Below are 20,238 nucleotides of genomic sequence, written 5' to 3'. Positions count from 1 at the left end.
ATGTGTCGTTGCGTGCTCTTTTTTTATTATTGAGGGGCGGTCTATTGTTGTTTTTGGCAACCGTTACCCTTTACCGCTGTTTTTGGCGACCCCCATCCGGGGTCAAGAGCAAACGTATTTTTTTGAGCGCTGATCTGCTTCTTCGTGAACGATCCAACCAGTGGGTAGCTACCTGAGGTAGTTTTATTTTTCTCTAACCGGTTGCGGGTTTCGGCACGCCGTACCCTGCGAAGCACATCTTCTCCAAAAAAATCTGTTAGCTGCGTCTCTGCCGTGTTGTTTTTGTTATGTCAGAGTCGTTTCGTCTTATTTTTATTAGGTTTGGTGCTTTTTATTCTTGTTATGCCATAGAGATAGCAGAACCCGTGCCAACTTTTAAAATTCCTTTAAAATCAGTGATATAACTTTTGTGTAGGGAATGGCCTACGGCAAATACGACAAAATATGTTCCCGTGTTACTCGATGTGTAGCCGTGCGGTAACACATTGTCACGGCTAAGCGACTCAACCGGCGTTACGCGCCTTCGCTACACGCGATCCTGTAGGCCGGCCCAGCACAGTGCTGATTTGCTGGCCCGCGCCAATCAATGCCTCCAGGTCGATTCCTGTGTGGATGCCCAGGCCGTTAAGCAGGTACAGCACGTCTTCGGTGGCGACGTTACCGCTGGCGCCCTTGGCGTAGGGGCAGCCGCCGAGGCCCGCGATAGAGCTGTCGAACACCGTGATTCCTTCCAGCAGGCTGGCGTAGATATTCGCGATGGCCTGGCCATAGGTGTCGTGGAAATGCCCGGCCAGCTTGTCCCGTGGCACCTGCGCGGCGACCACCTCGAACAACCGCCGCGTCGCGCCCGCCGTGCCGGTGCCGATGGTGTCGCCGAGGGACACCTCATAGCAGCCCATGGCATACAACTCCCGCGCGACCGCCGCCACTTGCTCCGGCGCGATCTCACCCTCATACGGGCAACCCAGCACGCACGACACATAACCGCGCACGCTGACCCCGTGCTGCCTGGCGGCCGCCATGATCGGCGCGAAGCGCTCCAGGCTTTCGCTGATGGAGCAGTTGATATTGCGCTGGGAAAACGCCTCGGACGCCGCCGCAAACACCGCCACTTCCTTTACGCCGGCCGCCAATGCGTCCTCGAACCCGCGCAGGTTCGGCGCCAGTGCCCCGTAGGTCACGCCGGGCTTGCGCTGGATCTGCGCGAACACCTCGGCTGAACCCGCCATCTGCGGCACCCACTTGGGCGAGACGAAACTGCCGACTTCGATATAGCTCAGGCCGGCCGCGCTGAGGGCGTCCACCAACTGGACTTTGTCCGCCACGCTGATGGGGTGGGCTTCGTTCTGCAGGCCGTCGCGCGGGCCGACTTCCACCAGGCGTACGTGTGAGGGGAGGGACATGGCAGTTACCTTCGTGATCAATGGCCAGCCTGGCGCATGGTGTGGGCCAGGGCCTGGGTGCAGCGCTCTTCGGCGGTGTCCAGTTCCAGCTTCATCTGTTCGATATCCAGCAGTTGCTGTTCCAACTGCTCGCGGCGCTCGGTGATCTTCGCCAGCATGCTGTTGAGCTGCACGTGGTTACCGCTGGTGGGGTCGTAGAGTTCGATCAACTCGCGGCATTCGGCCAGGGAAAAGCCGATGCGCTTACCCCGCAGGATCAGCTTGAGGCTGACCTTGTCGCGCGCGGAGTAGATGCGCTCCTGGCCCCGGCGTTCCGGGGCCAGCAGGCCTTGTTCTTCGTAGAAGCGAATGGCGCGGGTGGTGATGTCGAGCTCGCGGGCGAGGTCGGAAATGCTGTAGGTGGTGCTCATGGCGGCGCTCAAGAAAGTCTTGGCGTTAAGCTAATGGCAGGTTGACGTAAACGTCAAGCGAATCACTGCAGGAGCCGGCTTGCCGGCGATGGTCGTCAACGATGACGCAGCCAGCCCGGACAACTGCGGTGACTGTGCGTTTTTCGCCGGCAAGCCGGCTCCTACAGGGAGGGCAATCTCAGGATTGTTGTTTGTCGAGTTTCTTTTCGTGCGCCGTCACCTGCTGGCACAGCTCGATCATCTGCTCGCGCATCCAGCGGTTCGCCGGGTCCTGGTCGGTGCTTTCGTGCCAGTAAAGGTGAGTTTCCACCGGCGGCACGTCGTTGACCGGCAGGTTGAACCAGTGCAGTTCGTGGCGGCGGGCGAAGCGCTCGGGCACGGTCATGACCATGTCGGTCTGCTGCAACACTTGCGAGGCCATCAGGTAATGCTGGGAACGCAGGGCGATCTTGCGCTGGATGCCCATCTTGCCCAGGGCCAGGTCGACGTGGCCCAGCCCGTTGCGGCGGCTGGAGATATGGATATGAGTCAGCGACAGGTAGTCATCCAGGGTCAGCTTGTCCTTGCTGGCCAGGGGGTGGCCCTTGCGCATCGCGCATACGTAGCGGTCTTCCATCAGCTTGACGTGGCGCACCTGCGGGTCGGTGTTCAACGGCGCATCCACGGCAAAGTCCAGGCGCCCGGCGGCCAGTTCCTTGGTGGTCTCGCGGCGTTTGGACAGGAAACTCTCGATCACCACCGTCGGCGCCAGGCGGCGCAAGCGCTGGAACAACAGCGGCAGAATCACCGCTTCGGTGAGGTCAGTCATGCTGATGCGGTAGGTCTTGGCCGCCTGTTGCGGGTTGAAGATGCGGCTTTCCTGCACCGAAACCCGCAGCAACGACAGCGCATTACGCACCGGGCCGATGATGTTCTGCGCCATGGGCGTGGGCACCATGCCCTGGGCGGTACGCACGAACAGCGGGTCGTTGAAGGTTTCCCTCAGACGCGCCAGCGCGTTGGACACCGCCGGCTGGGTGATGCCGACAATCTGCCCGGCGCGGGTCAGGTTGGCTTCGGTGTAGATCGCGTCAAAGACGATAAACAGGTTGAGGTCGACCTTGCTCAGATTCATTTCGTAGCGCTCTTATTGTTAGGTGGCCATACGTCGATCATATATCGGTGATGAATGTTAATACACGCCGAGAATAGGCTAGGTAAATTATCAACGCTGTTCTAGCATCGATTGCATGACCTAAACAACCTCTCAGAGAAGGGAGCTGCTCATGGATTTCGCCTATTCGCCCAAGGTTCAGGAACTGCGTGAACGCGTCACTGCGTTCATGGATGCTTACGTTTACCCGGCCGAGCCGGTGTTCGAACGCCAAGTCAGCGAAGGCGACCGCTGGCAGCCCACCGCAATCATGGAAGAGTTGAAAGCCAAGGCTAAAGCCGAAGGCTTGTGGAACCTGTTCCTGCCTGAATCCGAACTGGGCGCCGGCCTCACCAACCTTGAATACGCGCCGCTGGCTGAAATCATGGGCCGTTCCCTCTTGGGGCCGGAGCCGTTCAACTGCTCCGCCCCCGATACCGGCAATATGGAAGTGCTGGTGCGCTATGCCAACGAAGAGCAGAAACAACGCTGGCTGGAGCCGCTGCTGCGCGGCGAAATCCGCTCGGCGTTCGCCATGACCGAGCCGGACGTGGCATCTTCGGACGCGACCAACATGGCCGCCCGCGCCGAGCGCCAGGGTGACGAGTGGGTGATCAACGGCAAGAAATGGTGGACCTCCGGCGCCTGCGACCCGCGCTGCAAGATCCTGATCTTCATGGGCCTGAGCAACCCGGATGCGCCGCGCCACCAGCAGCACTCGATGATCCTGGTACCCGTGGATACCCCCGGCGTGAAAATCGTGCGCCCGCTGCCGGTGTTCGGCTACGACGACGCGCCCCATGGCCACGCCGAAGTGCTGTTCGACAATGTGCGTGTACCGTACGAAAACGTACTGCTGGGCGAAGGCCGTGGCTTTGAGATTGCCCAGGGGCGTCTTGGCCCAGGCCGTATCCACCACTGCATGCGCTCCGTCGGCATGGCCGAGCGCGCGCTGGAATTGATGTGCAAGCGCTCCGTCAGCCGTACCGCGTTTGGCAAACCACTGGCCCGCTTGGGCGGCAACATCGACAAGATCGCCGACTCACGCATGGAAATCGACATGGCGCGCCTGCTGACGCTGAAGGCGGCGTACATGATGGACACCGTGGGTAACAAAGTGGCGAAAAGCGAAATCGCCCAGATCAAGGTAGTGGCGCCGAACGTAGCCTTGAAGGTGATCGACCGCGCGATCCAGATTCATGGCGGTGCCGGGGTGTCCAACGACTTCCCGCTGGCCTACATGTACGCCATGCAACGTACCCTGCGCCTGGCCGACGGCCCGGACGAAGTGCACCGCGCAGCGATCGGCAAGTTCGAGATTGGCAAGTATGTGCCTAAAGAGCTGATGCGCAGCGGCCAGTAACACCGCGTCGCCTGCAATCGCGGGCAAGCCCGGCTCCCACAGTTGACCGTGTTCTCCTGAACAACTCGGTCAACTGTGGGAGCCGGGCTTGCCCGCGATGAGGCCAGTACCAGCAACACAAAACCCAATGCTCAGTACACCCAAACTTCCACTCGCCGATTCTTGATCCGGCCTTCATCCGCCGTATTCGCCGCCACCGGCATCTGCGCGCCAAACCCGCGAATATCCCGCAGTACCACACCGTTTTTTACCAACTCCCGGCGCACTGCCATCGCCCGCAACTTCGACAGCAGCGCCGCTCGCTGCGGGTCATCCTTGGCATCACCAAAGCCCACCAGCGACACCTGTTTGTCGAGCTTGCCATGGCTCTTTATATACGCCACCACCCGCTGCAGATCCTGGCGCGCCTTGTTGTCCAGGCTCGCACTGCCTTCCTCGAAGCGAAAATTCACGGTCAGACGCTGTGCCTCGCGGGCGATAGCCTGATAGTCCTCGGGCATCGAAGTACGGGGCTCCACGGCGATCGCCTGCACCTGCTGGGCGATAAACCCGCTGGCCGCGACAATCGCCTGGCCCTTGCTGCTCTGGGTAAAGTCCACCAGTGCCTTGGCCCACGGGTTGCGCGCCGACGGCGGCAGGTAGAAGAACAAGCGGCGGGACAGCGGGTAATCCTCGGTGGCGATCAAGCTGTTCAGCGGCAACATGGGTTGTGAGTCGCCATCCACAATCGCCACCGCCTTGGCCTGGCGCACGTAGGGCAGGCCAATAAAACCGATGCCCTGGGGATCCCGGCTGACGGCATCGGACAACTGCTCGCTGGACTCGAAGCGCTTGGCGGAGGGCGCCAGCGGTTTGCCGCGCAGGCGCAGCACCAGGTCCTTGAAGGTGTCGTAGGTGCCGGATTGGTCATCACGTGCGTACACCTGAATCGGCCCGCCGACGCCGCCCACGGCCTCCCAGGTACTGGCTTCGCCATTGAAGATCTGCGCCAGTTGCTCGGTGTTCAGGCTGTTCAACGGGTTTTGCGGGTTAAGGATGATCGCCAGGCCGTCGATGGCGATCACCTGTTCGGCTTCGGGGCTTTTCAGGTCGCCGAGGGGTTCGAGGTCGACCAGTTCGCTGTCCTTGATCGGGCGGGACGAAGCCGCCAGGTCGGCGGTGGATTTTTTCAGCGCCGTGAAACCGGTGCTGGAACCATGGGCCGCGACCTCGATGGTGACGGTCTTGCCCTGGCGCGTCTTGCCGACCACGCGCTGTTCATTGGCGCCTTCGGCCGGCTCACTGTGCACGGCCTGCAGGCCCTGGTGCTCCATCAAGCCTTTGACCAGCGCGGGACCCAGCGCTGCGCCAATGGTGTTGGAACCCTGGATGCGCAATGCGGGGCCTTGGTCGGGAGCGGGTAGGGGGGCAGCAACAGAAACGAGGGGTAACAGGGTCAGCAGGAACAGAACGCGCAGCCTCATGCCGCCACCTTCTCAAGCCAAAGGGAGTGCTGCGAGAATAAGTCAGGCAGGTTGCATAAATATGACTCAACGGTAGGAGCTGGCTTGCCAGCGATGGCGGCCTCACAGCCGACCACAATCTAACCGTCACCCCGCGATCCAAAAAATGTGGAAGCTGGCTTGCCTGCGAACGCGGCCCGACAGCCGACCATTCTCCAACTGTCCCCCCGCGATCTAAAAATGTGGGAGCTGGCTTGCCTGCGAAAGCGGCCCGACAGCCGACCACTCTCCAACTATCCCCCCGCGATCCAAAAATGTGGGAGCTGGCTTGCCTGCGAAAGCGTCCTGACAGCCGACCACTCTCCAACTGTCCCCCCCCGCGATCCAAAAATGTAGGAGCTGGCTTGCCTGCGAAAGCGGCCTGACAGCCGACCACAATCTAACTGTCACCCCTTGATCCAAAAATGTGGGAGCTGGCTTGCCTGCGAAGGCGGCCTGACAGCCGACCAGGATATTGGATCAGACCGGGTACATATCCGTTATTTGGGTAACGGCTTCTATGGGTTCCGCCCTTACGGCGGGTCACTTTGGAAAAGCCCCAAAGTAACCAAAGGGCTCTTGCCCCAACACTCGGCACCTCGCCTAGGCTCGGTGTGCCCGTAATTCGACAGTGATTTGGGGGGCCGCCGCCACGCGCCATCCATGGCGCGGGGCGGCTAAACCGGCATCCCTGCCGGTTTACCCCCCAAATCCCTGCCGAATTCCGGCCAGCGTGTTTGATGGGGCGCCTAGGATCAAAAGCGAGATCAAGATCAAAATCAAGATCAAGAGCGGCTCGCTTCGCATCGTGGTTACCGTGGTTACCGTGGCTGCTACAGCGTTCTGTAGTTACCTGGCTGGACGGTGTTGTCAGCTCAATTCGAGCCAGATAGGCGCGTGGTCCGATGGCTTTTCCAGGCCGCGCAGGTCGTAGTCCACTCCGGCGTCCTTGACGCGCGGCATCAGGCCGTTGGAGGCCAGGATCACGTCGATCCGCAGTCCGCGCTTGGGCTCATCTTCAAAGCCGCGGCTGCGGTAGTCGAACCAGCTGAAGCGGTCGGCCACGTCCGGGTTGAGGTGACGGAAGCTGTCCACCAGGCCCCAGTTTTTCAGGCGGGCCATCCACTCGCGTTCTTCTGGCAGGAAGCTGCACTTGCCAGTCTTGAGCCAGCGCTTGGCGTTGTCGGCGCCGATGCCGATGTCGCAGTCTTCCGGGGAAATGTTTACGTCGCCCATCACCACCAGTGCCTGGTCATTGCTGAACTGGCTTTCCAGCAGGTGCTGCAAGTCTTCATAGAAGCGCTGCTTGGCCGGGAATTTGGTGGGGTGGTCGCGGCTTTCGCCCTGGGGGAAGTAGCCGTTCATGATGGTGACCGGGTGGCCGTTCTCGTCGGCGAAGGTGCCCCAGATGAAGCGGCGCTGGGCGTCTTCTTCATCACTGGCAAAACCTTTGTGCACGCTCAAGGCTTCTTTGCGCGAGAGCAGCGCCACGCCGTAGTGGCCTTTCTGCCCGTGGTAGTACACGTGATAGCCCAGGGCCTGTACTTCGGCGAGGGGGAACTGGTCGTCGTGGACCTTGGTTTCCTGCAGGCCGATCACGTCGGGCTGGTGCTTTTCAATCAGCGCCGCCAGCTGATGAGGGCGGGCGCGCAGCCCGTTGATATTGAAGGAGACGATTTTCATGGTCGGCTGTCCAGTCCTGGCAAAAGGGCGATGCTAGCGGACAAGTCGGACGGGGGCCAGCGTGGCGGTAGGCCAGATGCGCTGCTAATGTCTGGGAACGACTCGTGCTGCGTGGGTTCGTACCCATAAGAACGCCGCCTCCTGAGCGGTGCCCAGGGAGATTGATTGTATGCCTGACACCTCGACTGCCATTGCCGAAATCCGCCTGCTCAACAGCGGCTATTCCCGCGAGGCTCGTTCACTGCTGTACCAGGCCTATCGTCACGAGCCGACCTTTGCCTACATTTTCGAAGCCGAGCGCTCGGGTTACGAGCAGCGGGTACGCGCCACCGTGCGCGAGTTGGTCAAGCAGCATTTCTTTCAGAAACTGCCGGCCATTGGCCTGTTCGTCAACGACCGGCTGATCGGCATCGCCCTGATTGCGCCTCCGCAACGGCGCCTGGGCATCACCGAGAGCTGGGCCTGGCAATTGCGCATGTGGCTGAGCACTGGCGTGCGCGGGACGCGGCGCTACCTCGACTACCATCATGCAGTGCTGGCATGCCTGCCGAGTGAGTCGGTGCATGTGTTGCCATTGCTGGGGATTCACCCGCAATTCCAAGGCAAGCATTATGGCGAGCAGTTGCTGGAGGCCGTGCATAACTGGTGCGCCGAAGACCCGCACTCGGCCGGTGTGGTGCTCGATACGGGCAATTCACGCTACCTGGAGTTCTATAAACGTCAGGGCTACGAGGAAATTGGTGAAGTCGCTATAGGCCCCATCCTAGAACACGTGTTTTTTCATCCGAACCCCCAGCCGTTACATGCTGCAACGGCTTAGCGCAGAATTTTTCAGAATTGTCTGAGTTCTAAGTTTCTCCCCAGCTCGTGTAGCATCCGCGCCTATGAAGTTTCCAGGAAGATTTACCAGCGGCTTGGTTCTGCTGTTCACAAGCTGCGGCGCGTTTGCGCAAAGCGAATTGGACGTGCGGATCAAGCCTTCAAACGACGCGTTGAAAGCCAACATCGAAGGCTATATCGGCGGGGTAGGTGATCGTGATGAAGAGGCCCTGCTGCGGTTCAGCCGTGGCGCCGAGGAGCAGGCGCGCAAAGCCGCCCAGGCGCTGGGTTTCTATCAGCCACAGATCGAAAGTGATGTGAAGGGCGGCAAGAACCCGCGCCTGATCCTTACCATCGACCCCGGCGAGCCGGTGCATTTGCGTAACGTGACCATTCGGGTCGACGGCCCTGCCGCCGACCTCAAGGCCTTTCGCGTGCCCGTCAGCGACGACCTCAAATCCGGTGCCGTGCTCAACCACGGCCATTACGAAGACGCCAAGCGTCTGATCCAGAACCAGGCGTCGCGCTACGGCTTTTTCAGCGGACGCTTCACCCACCAGACACTTTCGGTAGACCCGCAGGCCGGTGTCGCCGATATCGAACTCATCTACGACAGCGGCCCGCGCTACACCCTTGGCAAGGTCAGCTTTGCCGGTGATACGCCGTTTGACGAAGAACTGCTGCAACGCATGGTGCCGTTCAAAAGCGGCACGCCCTACGACTCCGAACTGATCGCCGAACTCAACCAGAACCTGCAAGCCAGCGGCTTTTTCGAAGGCGTGCGCGTGGACGCTGCCCCGGCCGCCTCCAGCAATGACATCATCCCGGTCGCTGTGCGCCTGGAAACCCGCAAGCCGCGCACCATGGGCCTGGGCCTGGGTTTTTCCACCGACGTGGGGCCGCGCGGCAAAGCCAACTGGACCCGCCACTGGGTCAACCCCCAAGGGCACAGCTATGGCTGGGAAGCCGAGCTGTCGGCACCACGCCAGAACGTCGGCCTGTGGTACGACATCCCGCTCGACCCGCCGCTCACCGACAAGCTGCGGTTCGCCGGTGGCTACCAGAATGAAGAAATCGCCAACACCGACACCCTGAGTAAATTGCTCACCCTCGGCCCCGAGTGGCACAGCAAGTTGCCCAGCGGCTGGACCCGGGTCATCTCGCTCAAGTACCAGCGCGAAGAATATCGCCTGGGCAATGACTCCGGCCTGAGCAACCTGGTGATGCCGGGGGTCAGCTACTCCTACCTGCGCAGTGACAACCGTATCGATCCGCACAATGGCTACCGCCTGCAATTCGATACCAAGGTGGCCAAGGAAGGCCTGGGGTCCGACACCAACCTGCTTTACGGCACGGCCATGGTCAAAGGCCTGACCACTTTGTGGGACAACCACCGCTTCCTGGCGCGTGCCCAGGTGGGCGGCAGTGCCACCAATGGCTACAAGTCGGTGCCGCCGTCGCTGCGCTTCTTTGCCGGTGGCGACCAGAGCGTGCGCGGCTACGAGTACCAGACGCTGTCGCCCGAGAACGACCGTGGCGACCGCATTGGTGGCCGCTATATGGTCGCCCTGAGCGCCGAGTACCAATATTCCATCGCCGAAAAATGGCGAATCGCGACCTTTATCGACCAGGGCAACTCGTTCAATACCCTGGAAATGCCCAGCCTGAAAACCGGCGTGGGCGTCGGTATTCGCTGGGTGTCGCCGGTCGGCCCGATCCGCCTTGACCTGGCCCATGCCCTCGAAGATCCGGGTGGCGTTCGATTGCACTTTTCCATGGGGCCTGAGCTGTGATGCGTGGTGTGAAAATAGCGGGGTTGGCCTTGGTGGCCATCCTCGCCGTGCTGTTACTGGCAGTGTGGGCGGTGCTCGGCACCCAGGCGGGCAGCCGCTGGGCCTTGGCACGCGTGCCGGGCTTGAGTGTCGACAATTTCCAGGGGCATCTGGGCGGCCAATGGAGCGCCGACCATTTGCTGTGGCAGCAGGACAGCAGCCGCGTCGAACTCCAGGCGCCGCAGTTCGACTGGTCACCGGCGTGCCTGTTGCGCATGACCTTGTGCATCGACCGCTTGGACGTGAAACAGGTCAGCCTGCAATTTCCACCGAGCACCGAAGACAGCAGCGGCCCCATCGCACTGCCTGACTTGAAGCTGCCCGTGGTCATCCAGTTGGGCGACGTGCGCGTCGGTAGCCTACTGTTCAACGGCAGCGAAGAGCTCAAGGGCCTGCAACTGGCGGCGCATTGGACCGCCGCCGGTATGCAGATCGACTCGGTGCACCTGCAGCGCGATGGCCTGGTGCTGGACCTGGCTGGCCTGCTGCAACCCACCGGCGACTGGCCGTTGAGCGCCAGCGGTAATCTGAGCCTGCCCTACGCGCCAGGTGATGCACCCTGGAAGGTGTCGCTCAAGGTTGAGGGCAACCTGCTCAAGACCCTCAAGCTTGACGCCGACAGCACGGGCTATTTGCCGGCCAAGCTCACGGGGGAACTTCAACCCCTGGTGGAAAACCTCCCAGCGCAATTACACATCACCGCCGACGGCTTCAAGCCCAGCGCCGAGCTGCCCGACACCCTGCAACTGAATCAACTCGACCTCACCGCCCAAGGTGATTTGAGCCGTGGCTACCAACTGCTGGGCAAAGCCGTGCTGCCGGCGGAAAAAGGCCCGGTGGACTTGCTGCTGCAAGGCAAGGTCGACGCCAAGGGTGCGCAGATCGCCGGCCTGGACCTGAATGCCGGTGACAAGCAAAACCTCAAGCTCACGGCCCAGCTGGACTGGCAACAGGGCTTCAGCGCCGACGCCAAGATCGATTGGCTGGACTTCCCCTGGCATCGCCTCTATCCGGTGATCGACGAGCCGCAAGTCACCCTGCGTACGTTCAATGGCGAGATTTCCTATAAAGACGGCAACTACCTGGGCAATCTCAAGGCCGACCTTGATGGCCCGGCGGGCAAGTTCAATGTGGTCACGCCGTTCAGTGGCGACCTCACGCAAATCTTCCTGCCCGAGCTGAAACTCACCGCCGGCCAAGGCAAGGCCGAAGGCCACCTGAACCTGCAATTTGCCGATGGCATTGCCTGGGACACGGCCCTCGACCTGTCGGCGCTGAACCCGGCATATTGGGTGGCCGAACTGCCCGGCACCCTGGCAGGGCCGTTGCGCAGCAAGGGCGAGTTCAAGAACGAGCAACTCAAGCTCAATGCCGACCTCGACCTCAAGGGCCGCCTGCGCGGGCAAACCGCGGTGCTGGCGGCCAAGGCCGAAGGCGCGGGCGAGCAGTGGACCCTGGCCAACCTGGACATCCGCCTCGGCGACAACCGCATCAACGGCAGTGGCAGCCTGCAACAACGCCTGGCCGGGCAGATCGATATCAAGCTGGCGCGCCTGGCCCAGTTGTGGCCGCAGTTGCGCGGCCAGGTCAATGGCCGGCTCGACGTGGCCGGCAGCCTCAACGCGCCTCAGGGCAAACTCGCCCTCAAGGGCCAGCAACTGGCGTTTGCCGAGAACCGCCTGCAAAGCCTCACCCTCGATGCCAACCTGGATAATGCCCAGCGCGCCAAAATCGACCTCAAGGGCAGCGGTATCCAGGCCGGCGACACCCAGGTCGGCACCCTGACGGCCAGCGCCCAGGGCGATATCAAGAACCAGAAAGTCCAACTGGACCTGGCCGGCCCATTGGTCAAGCTGGCCCTGGCATTGGACGGCAATCTCGACAAAGGCAATTGGCGCGGGCGCCTGGCCAGTGGTGATGTACAGGCCGGTGGCCAGGACTGGAAACTGCAGGCGCCGGCAAAGATCGAGCGCATGGCCGATGGCAAGCTCACCTTTGCCGCGCATTGCTGGGTGTCCGGCCCCGCCAGCCTGTGTGGCGAAGACCAGCGTCTGATGCCCGAGCCGAAGCTGCGCTACCACCTCAAGCAATTCCCCATCGACAGCCTGGCGGCATTCCTGCCCAAGGATTTTGCCTGGCAGGGCAAGCTCAACGCCGACCTGCAACTGGACCTCCCGGACAGCGGCCCCAAAGGCGTGGTTTCGGTGGACGCCAGTGGCGGCACCCTGCGCGTCAAGGACAAGGACCAGTGGCTGGATTTCCCGTACGACACCTTGAAGCTCGAAACCACCCTTAACCCCAAGCGCATCGACACGCAGCTCAACTTCCGTGGCGGCAAGTTGGGTGAATTGATGGTGCAGGCGCAAATCAACCCGTTGCCGAAGAACAAGCCGATCACCGGCAATTTCAACCTGGCCGGCCTTGACCTTTCCGTGGCGCGGCCGTTTGTGCCGATGGTGGAAACCCTCAGCGGCAAGCTCAATGGTAATGGCCGTATTTCCGGTGGTTTGCTGGCACCCCAGGTCAACGGCAACGTGAACCTGGTGGGCGGCGAGGTATCCGGTCCGGAACTGCCGATCAGCCTGGAAGGCCTGAATGTGCAAGCGCTGATCGCGGGCGAAAGCGTGCAGCTCAACGGCGCCTGGCACAGTGGCAAGGTGGGGCAGGGCAGCCTCAAGGGCCAGATTGACTGGGGCCAGGCGCTGGTGGTGGACCTGAGCTTGCAGGGCACGCAACTGCCGGTCACGGTCGAGCCTTACGCCGTGCTGGAGGTGGCGCCCGACCTGAAGATCAGCCTGAAGAACGACAAGCTGGCGGTTGCCGGCAAGGTGCACATCCCACGTGGCGATATCACCGTGCGCGAGTTGCCGCCGTCCACCGTCAAGGTCTCCGATGACACGGTGATCGTCGGCGGCCAGACCGAAGAGGGCAAGCCGCCAATGGCGATGGCCATGGACATCGACGTGGTAGTGGGCGAGGACAAGCTCAACTTCTCGGGCTTTGGCCTCACCGCCAAGGTACAGGGCCATGTGCACATCGGCGACAACCTCGACACCCGTGGCGAGCTTTGGCTCAACGATGGCCGCTACCGTGCCTATGGGCAGCGCCTGGATGTGCGCCGTGCGCGGCTGCTATTTACGGGGCCGCTCGATCAACCGTTCCTGGATGTTGAGGCGGTGCGCCTCGTCACCGAGCCCTCCAAGACGGTGACTGCAGGTATTCGCCTGAGTGGCAGCGCCGAACAGCCGACCACGCAGGTTTTCTCCGAGCCCGCGATGGCTCAGGAGGATGCGCTGTCTTATCTGGTGCTGGGACGTTCGCGCAACAACACCGGTGAAGACAACAATATGCTGGCCGAAGCGGCCTTGGGCCTTGGCCTGATGGGCAGTGCTGGAGTGACTTCAGATATTGCCACTAAGCTGGGTATCCAGGACTTCGACCTCGACACTCAAGGCTCCGGAAACAACACGTCTGTTGTCGCCAGCGGTAAGATCACCGAAAAACTCAGCCTGCGTTACGGGGTGGGGGTGTTCGAGCCGGCCAGTACCATTGCCTTGCGCTACCTGTTGAGCAAAAAGGTGTACCTGGAGGTGGCGAGCGGCGTGGCCAGCTCCCTGGACATCTTCTACAAACGCGATTTCTAACCCCCACCAACCGTGTAGGCGCCGGCAATCCGGCGCCTACAGTCTTGTGCATCCCGCCGTTTGTCCGCCAGATACCAAGCAAGCTAATAATTCCATTTGACATTCGCTGCCTAAGCAGTAACATCTTGTCATACATTCACTGCCTAGGCAGTAATAAGGTGACTTCCGATGCCCCACTTCACCCCTGACAGCTTTCGCAACTGCCACCTCGGCCTGCTCCTGGGCCGGGCGGCGCTGCTCAAGGACCGCATTATCGACACCCATATGGAGCCGCACGGCGTAACTGCCGCGCAGTTCAAAGTGTTGATCATCATTGCCCAGTTCGACGTCGATACCCCGGCGGAGCTATGCCGCAACCTGTCCCTGGACAGTGGCTCCATGACCCGCATGCTCGATCGCCTGGAGCAAAAGGGCTTGCTGGCGCGCCAGCGTTCCGAGCAGGACCGGCGCCAGGTGCGGCTGGTCCTCACGGAAGACGGCCAGCGCCTGGCAGACATGCTGCCGCACATCGGCGCCCAGTCGATGAACGAGCTGGCCGGCGCCCTGGAGCCTGGCGAGCTGCAAACCCTGGAAAAAATCCTCAAGAAAATTCTCGTCGCAGCCGGTGACGCCATCGTCATCCAGCGGGTAGGTAACTCATGAACACACGCGCATTCAGCCTGGTGCTGGTGGCGATGACACTGGCCGGTTGTGCCAACTACAGTGGCCTCGACACCCAAGGCAAACGCCTCGACGCCAACACCCTGCAAACCGGTAAGTCCCTGAGCGGCATGACCCTGTCGAGCGCTGCCTGGCCGACCGCCGACTGGTGGAAAAGCCTCGGCGACCCACAGCTCGACGGCCTGATCCAGGAAGCCCTGCAAAACAGCCCCGATATGCAAGTCGCCAGCGCCCGTGCCCACCAGGCCGAAGCCGCTGCCTACGCCGCCAACGCCGAGCGCATGCCGACCCTCGACGCCAGCGCCGGTGTCAGCCGCTCGCGCCTGGCCAAAGACCAGGACCCGCGCGGTGAAGGCGATGCTTATTCGACCGTGCGCAACATCGGCGCCAGCTTCAACTACAACTTCGACCTCTGGGGCGGCCAGCGGGCTGCCTGGGAAGCTGCCTTGGGTGAGGCGCGTGCCGCCCAAGTCGACCAGCAGGCGGCACGCCTGACCCTGGCCGCCAACGTGGCCAAGGCCTACAGCGACCTGGGCCAGGCCCATATCGTGCGGGACCTGGCCAATGACGACCTCAAGCGCACCCGGCAGATGCTCGACCTGGGCAAGCGTCGCCTGAACTCGGGCATCGACAGCCAGTACCAGTTCCAGCAGACCGAAAGCCTGGAAGCCAGCGCCCAATCGCAACTGATCGACGCGGAAAAACAACTGCAAAGCGCCAAGATTGCCTTGGCGGTGTTGCTTGGCAAAGGCCCGGACCGGGGCAGTGAACTGGCGCGGCCCGCCGTGCTGAAACCCAGCGCCGTCGCGGTGCCATCCGTGCTGCCGGCCGAGCTGCTTGGCCGTCGCCCGGACCTGATCGCCGCGCGCTGGCGTGTGGAGGCGGCCGGCAAGAACATTGATGCGAGCAAGACCCGCTTCTATCCCAACCTCAACCTGAGCGCGAGCGCCGGGGCCGAGTCGTTGCTGGGGGATGCGATGTTCGGATCGGCCAGCCGCTTCTTCAACATTGCGCCGACGATCTCGCTGCCGATCTTCGACGGCGGCCGCCTGCGTGCCGACCTCGACGCCCGTGACGCCGACTACGACCTTGCAGTGGCGCAGTACAACAAGACCCTGGTGCAAGCCCTGGGCGATATCGGCAACACCCTTTCGCAACTGCGCGACACCGGCCGGCAGATCCAGGCCCAGCAACACGCCGCGGACATTGCCCAGCAGTCCTACGACACCGGCGTGCAGCGCTACAGCTCCGGGATCGGTAACTACCTGGATGTGCTGAGCATCGAGCAGCAATTGCTGCAGGCCCAGCGCCAACTGGCGACCCTGAATGCGGCGCAGATCGACCTGTCGATTCAATTGATGCAGGCCCTGGGCGGCGGCTACAGCGCCGACAACGTGGCAGCGACCACCCCAGCCACACGCACGGAATAATTTGAGGTATTTGTCATGGCCACTGCCGAAAACACCAACGCAACCGAACAACCCAAAGACAACAACCCACGCAAACGCAAAGTGATGCTGATCGGCCTGGCGCTGATCGTCATCCTCGCTGTGGTCGGCGTGTGGGGCTGGTATGAGCTCTACGGCCGTTTCAACGAAAGCACCGACGACGCCTACGTGAACGGCAACGTGGTGGAAATCACCCCGTTGGTCACCGGCACCGTGGTCAGCATCGGCGCCGACGATGGCGACCTGGTCCACGAAGGCCAGGTGCTGATCAACTTCGACCCGAACGACGCCGCTGTCGGCCTGCAAAGTGCCCAGGCCAACCTGGCCCGTACCGTGCGCCAAGTGCGCGGCCTGTACAGCAACGTCGACGGCATGAAGGCCCAGGTCAATGCACAGAAAGCCGACGTGCAAACCGCCCAGGACAACTTCAATCGTCGTAAAACCCTGGCCCAGGGCGGGGCGATTTCCCAGGAGGAGCTGTCCCATGCCCGTGACAGCCTCACTGCGGCCAAAAACGCCCTGACCAACCTTGAGCAGCAACTCAAAACCACCAATGCGTTGGTGGACGACACGGTGATCAGTTCCCACCCGGATGTGCAGGCCGCTGCCGCGCAATTGCGCCAGGCCTACCTGACCAATGCGCGCAGCACCTTGATCGCACCGGTCACTGGCTACGTGGCCAAACGCACCGTGCAACTGGGCCAGCGCGTCCAGCCGGGCACCGCGTTGATGGCGGTGATCCCGCTGAACCAGCTGTGGATCGACGCCAACTTCAAGGAAACCCAACTGCGCAATATGCGTATCGGCCAACCCGTGGACATCGAGTCGGACATCTACGGCAGTGACGTGAAGTTCAGCGGCACCGTGGACAGCCTGGGTGCCGGTACCGGCAGTGCGTTTGCCCTGCTGCCGGCGCAGAACGCCACCGGTAACTGGATCAAGATCGTGCAACGTGTACCGGTGCGCATCCACGTCAACGCCGACGAGTTGGCCAAGCACCCACTGCGCGTGGGCTTGAGCACCGTGGTCAACGTGGACCTGCATGACCAGAGCGGCCCGGTACTGGCGCAACAGCCCCCACAAAAGGCCTCGTTCACCACCAACGTGTATGACCGGCAATTGGCCGAGGCTGACGCCATGATCAACCAGTTGATCCATGACAACAGCACCGCCGCACCCAAGGCTGCGCAACGCTAATGAGCAATAACGCCTCCTTCACGCCACCCAGCCTGTTGATGGCCACTATTGGCCTGTCGCTGGCGACCTTCATGCAGGTGCTCGACACCACCATCGCCAACGTGGCGTTGCCGACCATTTCCGGCAACCTTGGCGTGAGTTCGGAGCAGGGCACCTGGGTCATCACCTCGTTTGCGGTGAGTAACGCCATCGCCTTGCCGCTCACCGGTTGGCTCAGCCGCCGGTTTGGCGAGGTGAAGCTGTTCTTGTGGGCGACCCTGCTGTTTGTGCTGGCGTCGTTCCTCTGTGGTATTTCCACCTCGATGCCGGAGCTGATCGCGTTTCGGGTCATACAAGGCCTGGTGGCCGGGCCGTTGTACCCAATGACCCAGACGCTGTTGATCGCCGTGTACCCACCGGCGAGGCGAGGCATGGCCCTGGCGCTGTTGGCGATGGTCACGGTGGTGGCGCCGATTGCGGGGCCGATCCTCGGCGGCTGGATCACCGACAGCTACAGCTGGCCGTGGATCTTCTTTATCAATGTGCCCATCGGCATCTTTGCGGTGATGGTGGTGCGTTCACAATTGAAGAAACGCCCGGTGGTCACCAGTTTCCAGCCAATGGACTATGTGGGGCTGTTGACCCTGATCGTCGGGGTCGGCGCCTTGCAGATCATCCTCGACAAGGGCAACGACCTGGATTGGTTCGAATCCAACTTCATCATCATTGGCGCGGCGATTTCGGTGATTGCCCTGGCGGTGTTTATCATCTGGGAGCTCACCGACAAACACCCGGTGGTCAACCTGCGGCTGTTTGCCTACCGTAACTTTCGCATCGGCACCATCGTGTTGATCCTCGGTTACGCGGGCTTCTTCGGCATCAACCTGATCCTGCCGCAGTGGTTGCAGACCCAGATGGGCTACACCGCCACCTGGGCCGGCCTGGCGGTGGCGCCGATCGGCATCTTGCCGGTGCTGATGTCGCCGTTTGTCGGCAAGTACGCGCACAAGTTCGACCTGCGCCTGCTGGCGGGCCTGGCGTTCCTGGCGATTGGCTTGAGCTGCTTCATGCGGGCGGGCTTCACCAATGAGGTGGACTTCCAGCATATCGCCCTGGTGCAGCTGTTCATGGGTATCGGTGTGGCGCTGTTCTTCATGCCGACCTTGAGCATCCTGATGTCCGACCTGCCGCCGAGCCAGATTGCCGACGGTGCGGGCTTGGCGACTTTCCTGCGGACCCTGGGCGGCAGCTTTGCGGCGTCGCTGACCACCTGGATCTGGATTCGCCGGGCGGACCAGCACCATGCGTACATGAGCGAGAACATGACCACCTACGACTCCGCGACCCGCGATGCCTTGCAGGCGCTGGGCGGGGCAGGGCAGAAGGCCTACACGCAGCTGGACCAGATCCTCACCAGCCAGGCGTACATGATGTCCACCGTGGATTACTTCACGTTGCTGGGGTGGATGTTCATGGGGTTGATGCTGCTGGTGTGGCTGGCCAAGCCGCCGTTTGGCGCCAAGGCAGGGCCGGAGGCTTCCGGCCACTGATCCGCAAGGGCTGGAATGCAATCAACTGTGGGAGGGGGCTTGCCCCCGATAGCGGTGGCTCAGTCAAAAATATGCTGACAGATCCACAGCCATCGGGGGCAAGCCCCCTCCCACATTTTGATCTCTTTTCACGGGGGATCTGGGGTGTTGGTGGCTCAAGCCCCAGGCAACGCCAATTGCGGATTGACGAAGTCAAACGCCGCCAACTGAAACCCTTGCTCATCTACCTGCAACGCCCAGCCCTGCTTGTCCCAATCCCCCAGCACAATGCGCTTGGCCGCCTGGTCGCCAATCTGCAGCTTGTGAATGGCGGGCCGGTGGGTGTGGCCGTGGACCAGGGTGCGCACGCCAAACTGCTGCATCACCCGGGGCACTTCCTCGGGGGTTACATCAACGATGTCGTTGGCCTTCATGCGTGTCTGTGCACGGCTCTCACTGCGCAGCTTGCGTGCCAGTTTATGGCGCGTGCCCAGCGGCAGGTGCCGCAGGATAAACAGCACAATCGGGTTACGCAGGATGCGCCGCAGCTTCATATAGCCGACGTCGCGGGTGCAGAGGCTGTCGCCGTGCATCAGCAGCACGGGCTCGCCATGGAGCTGCACGACACTCGGGTCCTTGAGCAAGGTGGCACCTGCTGCTTTGCAGAACGCCTTGCCGATCAGGAAATCGCGGTTGCCGTGCATGATGAAAATCGGGGTGCCGCTGTCGCTCAGCTCGCGCAGAGCCTCGCAGATCGAACGCTGGAAGGGGGTCATCCCATCGTCGCCAATCCAGGCTTCAAAGAAGTCCCCCAGAATGTACAACGCCTGGGCGCCACGAGCGCGGTGGTGGAGCAGATCCAGAAACGCCCGGGTAATATCCGGGCGCTCCTCTTCCAGATGCAAATCTGAAATCAGCAATATCACCCAACGATCTCGGCTTTCTCGACGATCACGTCGTCTACCGGAACGTCCTGGTGACCGGCTTTACCGGTGGTCTGCACGCCTTTGATCTTGTCGACGACGTCCTGGCCTTCGGTGACTTTACCGAATACCGCGTAGCCCCAGCCCTGCACGTTCTTGCCGCTGTGGTTCAGGAAGGCGTTGTCGGCGACGTTGATGAAGAACTGCGCGGAGGCCGAATGCGGCTCCATGGTACGGGCCATGGCGACGGTGTACTTGTCGTTGGAAAGGCCGTTGTCCGCTTCGTTCTGGATGCTTGGACGCTTGTCTTTCTTTTCTTTCATGCCAGGCTCGAAACCGCCGCCCTGGATCATGAAGTTGCCGATGACACGGTGGAAAACGGTGTTTTCGTAGTGGCCGGCGTTCACGTACTCGATGAAGTTGGCGACGGTGATCGGCGCTTTCTCGGCGTTCAGCTCGATGACGATGTCACCGTGGTTGGTGGTCAGTTTGACTTGAGTCATGTTCACTACTCTTTTCAGGGAATTCGTGGGTTTGGGTGCCTGGGCACCACGACCGGTATGGCGAAACTGCGGCCAAGGGGCGCAGTTTAGCGTGCCCGGCGGGAATTTCGAGGTGGTTTTTTACCGCCTGTGCAATAAATGCTGCAGTTTTCGGTGCTGCCCTGTCAGGTGCTTGACAGCATCGGCTATGATATCGCCTTTGTTTTATCTGGCCTCACCCGGCCACGAACCT

The 20,238-nt window shown here is 61.7% G+C and carries 15 protein-coding genes; 8 read left to right on the top strand and 7 right to left on the bottom strand.

Annotation, left to right across the window (positions count from 1 at the left end; translation table 11 throughout):
* Positions 1-503: 503 nt before the first annotated feature.
* From KUA23_RS19230 to KUA23_RS19220, 3 genes are all read right to left on the bottom strand, one after another.
* Positions 504-1,403, bottom strand: coding sequence for a hydroxymethylglutaryl-CoA lyase (locus KUA23_RS19230; RefSeq protein WP_252992660.1), 900 nt, complete (start codon positions 1,401-1,403; stop codon positions 504-506).
* A gap of 17 nt (positions 1,404-1,420) precedes the next feature.
* Positions 1,421-1,813: a MerR family transcriptional regulator gene (locus tag KUA23_RS19225; RefSeq protein WP_078049239.1), complete on the bottom strand. Its 393-nt coding sequence runs from the start codon at positions 1,811-1,813 to the stop codon at positions 1,421-1,423.
* A 178-nt stretch (positions 1,814-1,991) separates the two neighbouring features.
* Entirely contained in the window at positions 1,992-2,927 is a 936-nt protein-coding gene (locus KUA23_RS19220) for a LysR family transcriptional regulator (RefSeq protein WP_100490283.1), read from the bottom strand.
* Positions 2,928-3,078: 151 nt separating this feature from the next.
* On the opposite strand from KUA23_RS19220, the gene KUA23_RS19215 reads away from it, so the two are divergent.
* Entirely contained in the window at positions 3,079-4,308 is a 1,230-nt protein-coding gene (locus KUA23_RS19215) for an acyl-CoA dehydrogenase (RefSeq protein WP_078049237.1), read from the top strand.
* A 131-nt stretch (positions 4,309-4,439) separates the two neighbouring features.
* Here KUA23_RS19215 and KUA23_RS19210 read toward each other — a convergent pair whose 3' ends face one another.
* On the bottom strand, positions 4,440-5,771 hold the full coding sequence (locus tag KUA23_RS19210; protein ID WP_099492920.1) for a substrate-binding domain-containing protein: 1,332 nt from the start codon (positions 5,769-5,771) through the stop codon (positions 4,440-4,442).
* Between the two features lie 888 nt (positions 5,772-6,659).
* Positions 6,660-7,472 (bottom strand): exodeoxyribonuclease III, encoded by an 813-nt coding sequence (gene xthA, locus KUA23_RS19205; RefSeq protein WP_078049235.1) that lies wholly within the window; start codon positions 7,470-7,472, stop codon positions 6,660-6,662.
* Between the two features lie 169 nt (positions 7,473-7,641).
* Between xthA and KUA23_RS19200 the strand changes: the two genes are divergently transcribed.
* The 7 genes from KUA23_RS19200 to KUA23_RS19170 all read left to right on the top strand — a co-directional run bounded on the left by KUA23_RS19200 (position 7,642) and on the right by KUA23_RS19170 (position 18,601).
* Positions 7,642-8,292 carry a GNAT family N-acetyltransferase gene (locus KUA23_RS19200; RefSeq protein ID WP_078049234.1) on the top strand — a complete coding sequence of 217 codons (651 nt, stop codon included), beginning with the start codon at positions 7,642-7,644 and terminating at the stop codon, positions 8,290-8,292.
* Between the two features lie 64 nt (positions 8,293-8,356).
* Positions 8,357-10,084 carry an autotransporter assembly complex protein TamA gene (locus KUA23_RS19195; RefSeq protein ID WP_078049233.1) on the top strand — a complete coding sequence of 576 codons (1,728 nt, stop codon included), beginning with the start codon at positions 8,357-8,359 and terminating at the stop codon, positions 10,082-10,084.
* Positions 10,084-13,767: a translocation/assembly module TamB domain-containing protein gene (locus KUA23_RS19190; RefSeq protein WP_252992659.1), complete on the top strand. Its 3,684-nt coding sequence runs from the start codon at positions 10,084-10,086 to the stop codon at positions 13,765-13,767. The genes KUA23_RS19195 and KUA23_RS19190 overlap by 1 nt, the downstream gene beginning before the upstream one ends.
* A gap of 168 nt (positions 13,768-13,935) precedes the next feature.
* Positions 13,936-14,409, top strand: a complete 474-nt coding sequence (locus KUA23_RS19185) for a MarR family winged helix-turn-helix transcriptional regulator (RefSeq protein ID WP_078049231.1) — start codon at positions 13,936-13,938, stop codon at positions 14,407-14,409.
* Entirely contained in the window at positions 14,406-15,857 is a 1,452-nt protein-coding gene (locus KUA23_RS19180) for an efflux transporter outer membrane subunit (RefSeq protein WP_078049230.1), read from the top strand. The genes KUA23_RS19185 and KUA23_RS19180 overlap by 4 nt, the downstream gene beginning before the upstream one ends.
* A gap of 15 nt (positions 15,858-15,872) precedes the next feature.
* Positions 15,873-17,072 (top strand): HlyD/EmrA/EmrK family protein, encoded by a 1,200-nt coding sequence (locus KUA23_RS19175; RefSeq protein WP_078049229.1) that lies wholly within the window; start codon positions 15,873-15,875, stop codon positions 17,070-17,072.
* Positions 17,072-18,601 (top strand): DHA2 family efflux MFS transporter permease subunit, encoded by a 1,530-nt coding sequence (locus KUA23_RS19170; protein WP_252992658.1) that lies wholly within the window; start codon positions 17,072-17,074, stop codon positions 18,599-18,601. Before KUA23_RS19175 ends, KUA23_RS19170 begins: the two co-directional genes overlap by 1 nt.
* A gap of 155 nt (positions 18,602-18,756) precedes the next feature.
* Here the strand turns inward: KUA23_RS19170 and lpxH are convergent, their stop codons facing one another.
* Positions 18,757-19,506: a UDP-2,3-diacylglucosamine diphosphatase gene (lpxH, locus tag KUA23_RS19165; RefSeq protein WP_078049227.1), complete on the bottom strand. Its 750-nt coding sequence runs from the start codon at positions 19,504-19,506 to the stop codon at positions 18,757-18,759.
* Complete coding sequence (locus KUA23_RS19160; RefSeq protein ID WP_078049226.1) at positions 19,503-20,006, bottom strand: peptidylprolyl isomerase; 504 nt, start codon at positions 20,004-20,006, stop codon at positions 19,503-19,505. Before KUA23_RS19160 ends, lpxH begins: the two co-directional genes overlap by 4 nt.
* Positions 20,007-20,238 lie beyond the last annotated feature (232 nt).

The organism is Pseudomonas pergaminensis (assembly GCF_024112395.2).
Lineage (GTDB): Bacteria > Pseudomonadota > Gammaproteobacteria > Pseudomonadales > Pseudomonadaceae > Aquipseudomonas > Aquipseudomonas pergaminensis.
This window is presented reverse-complemented; position numbering and strand designations above follow the sequence as displayed.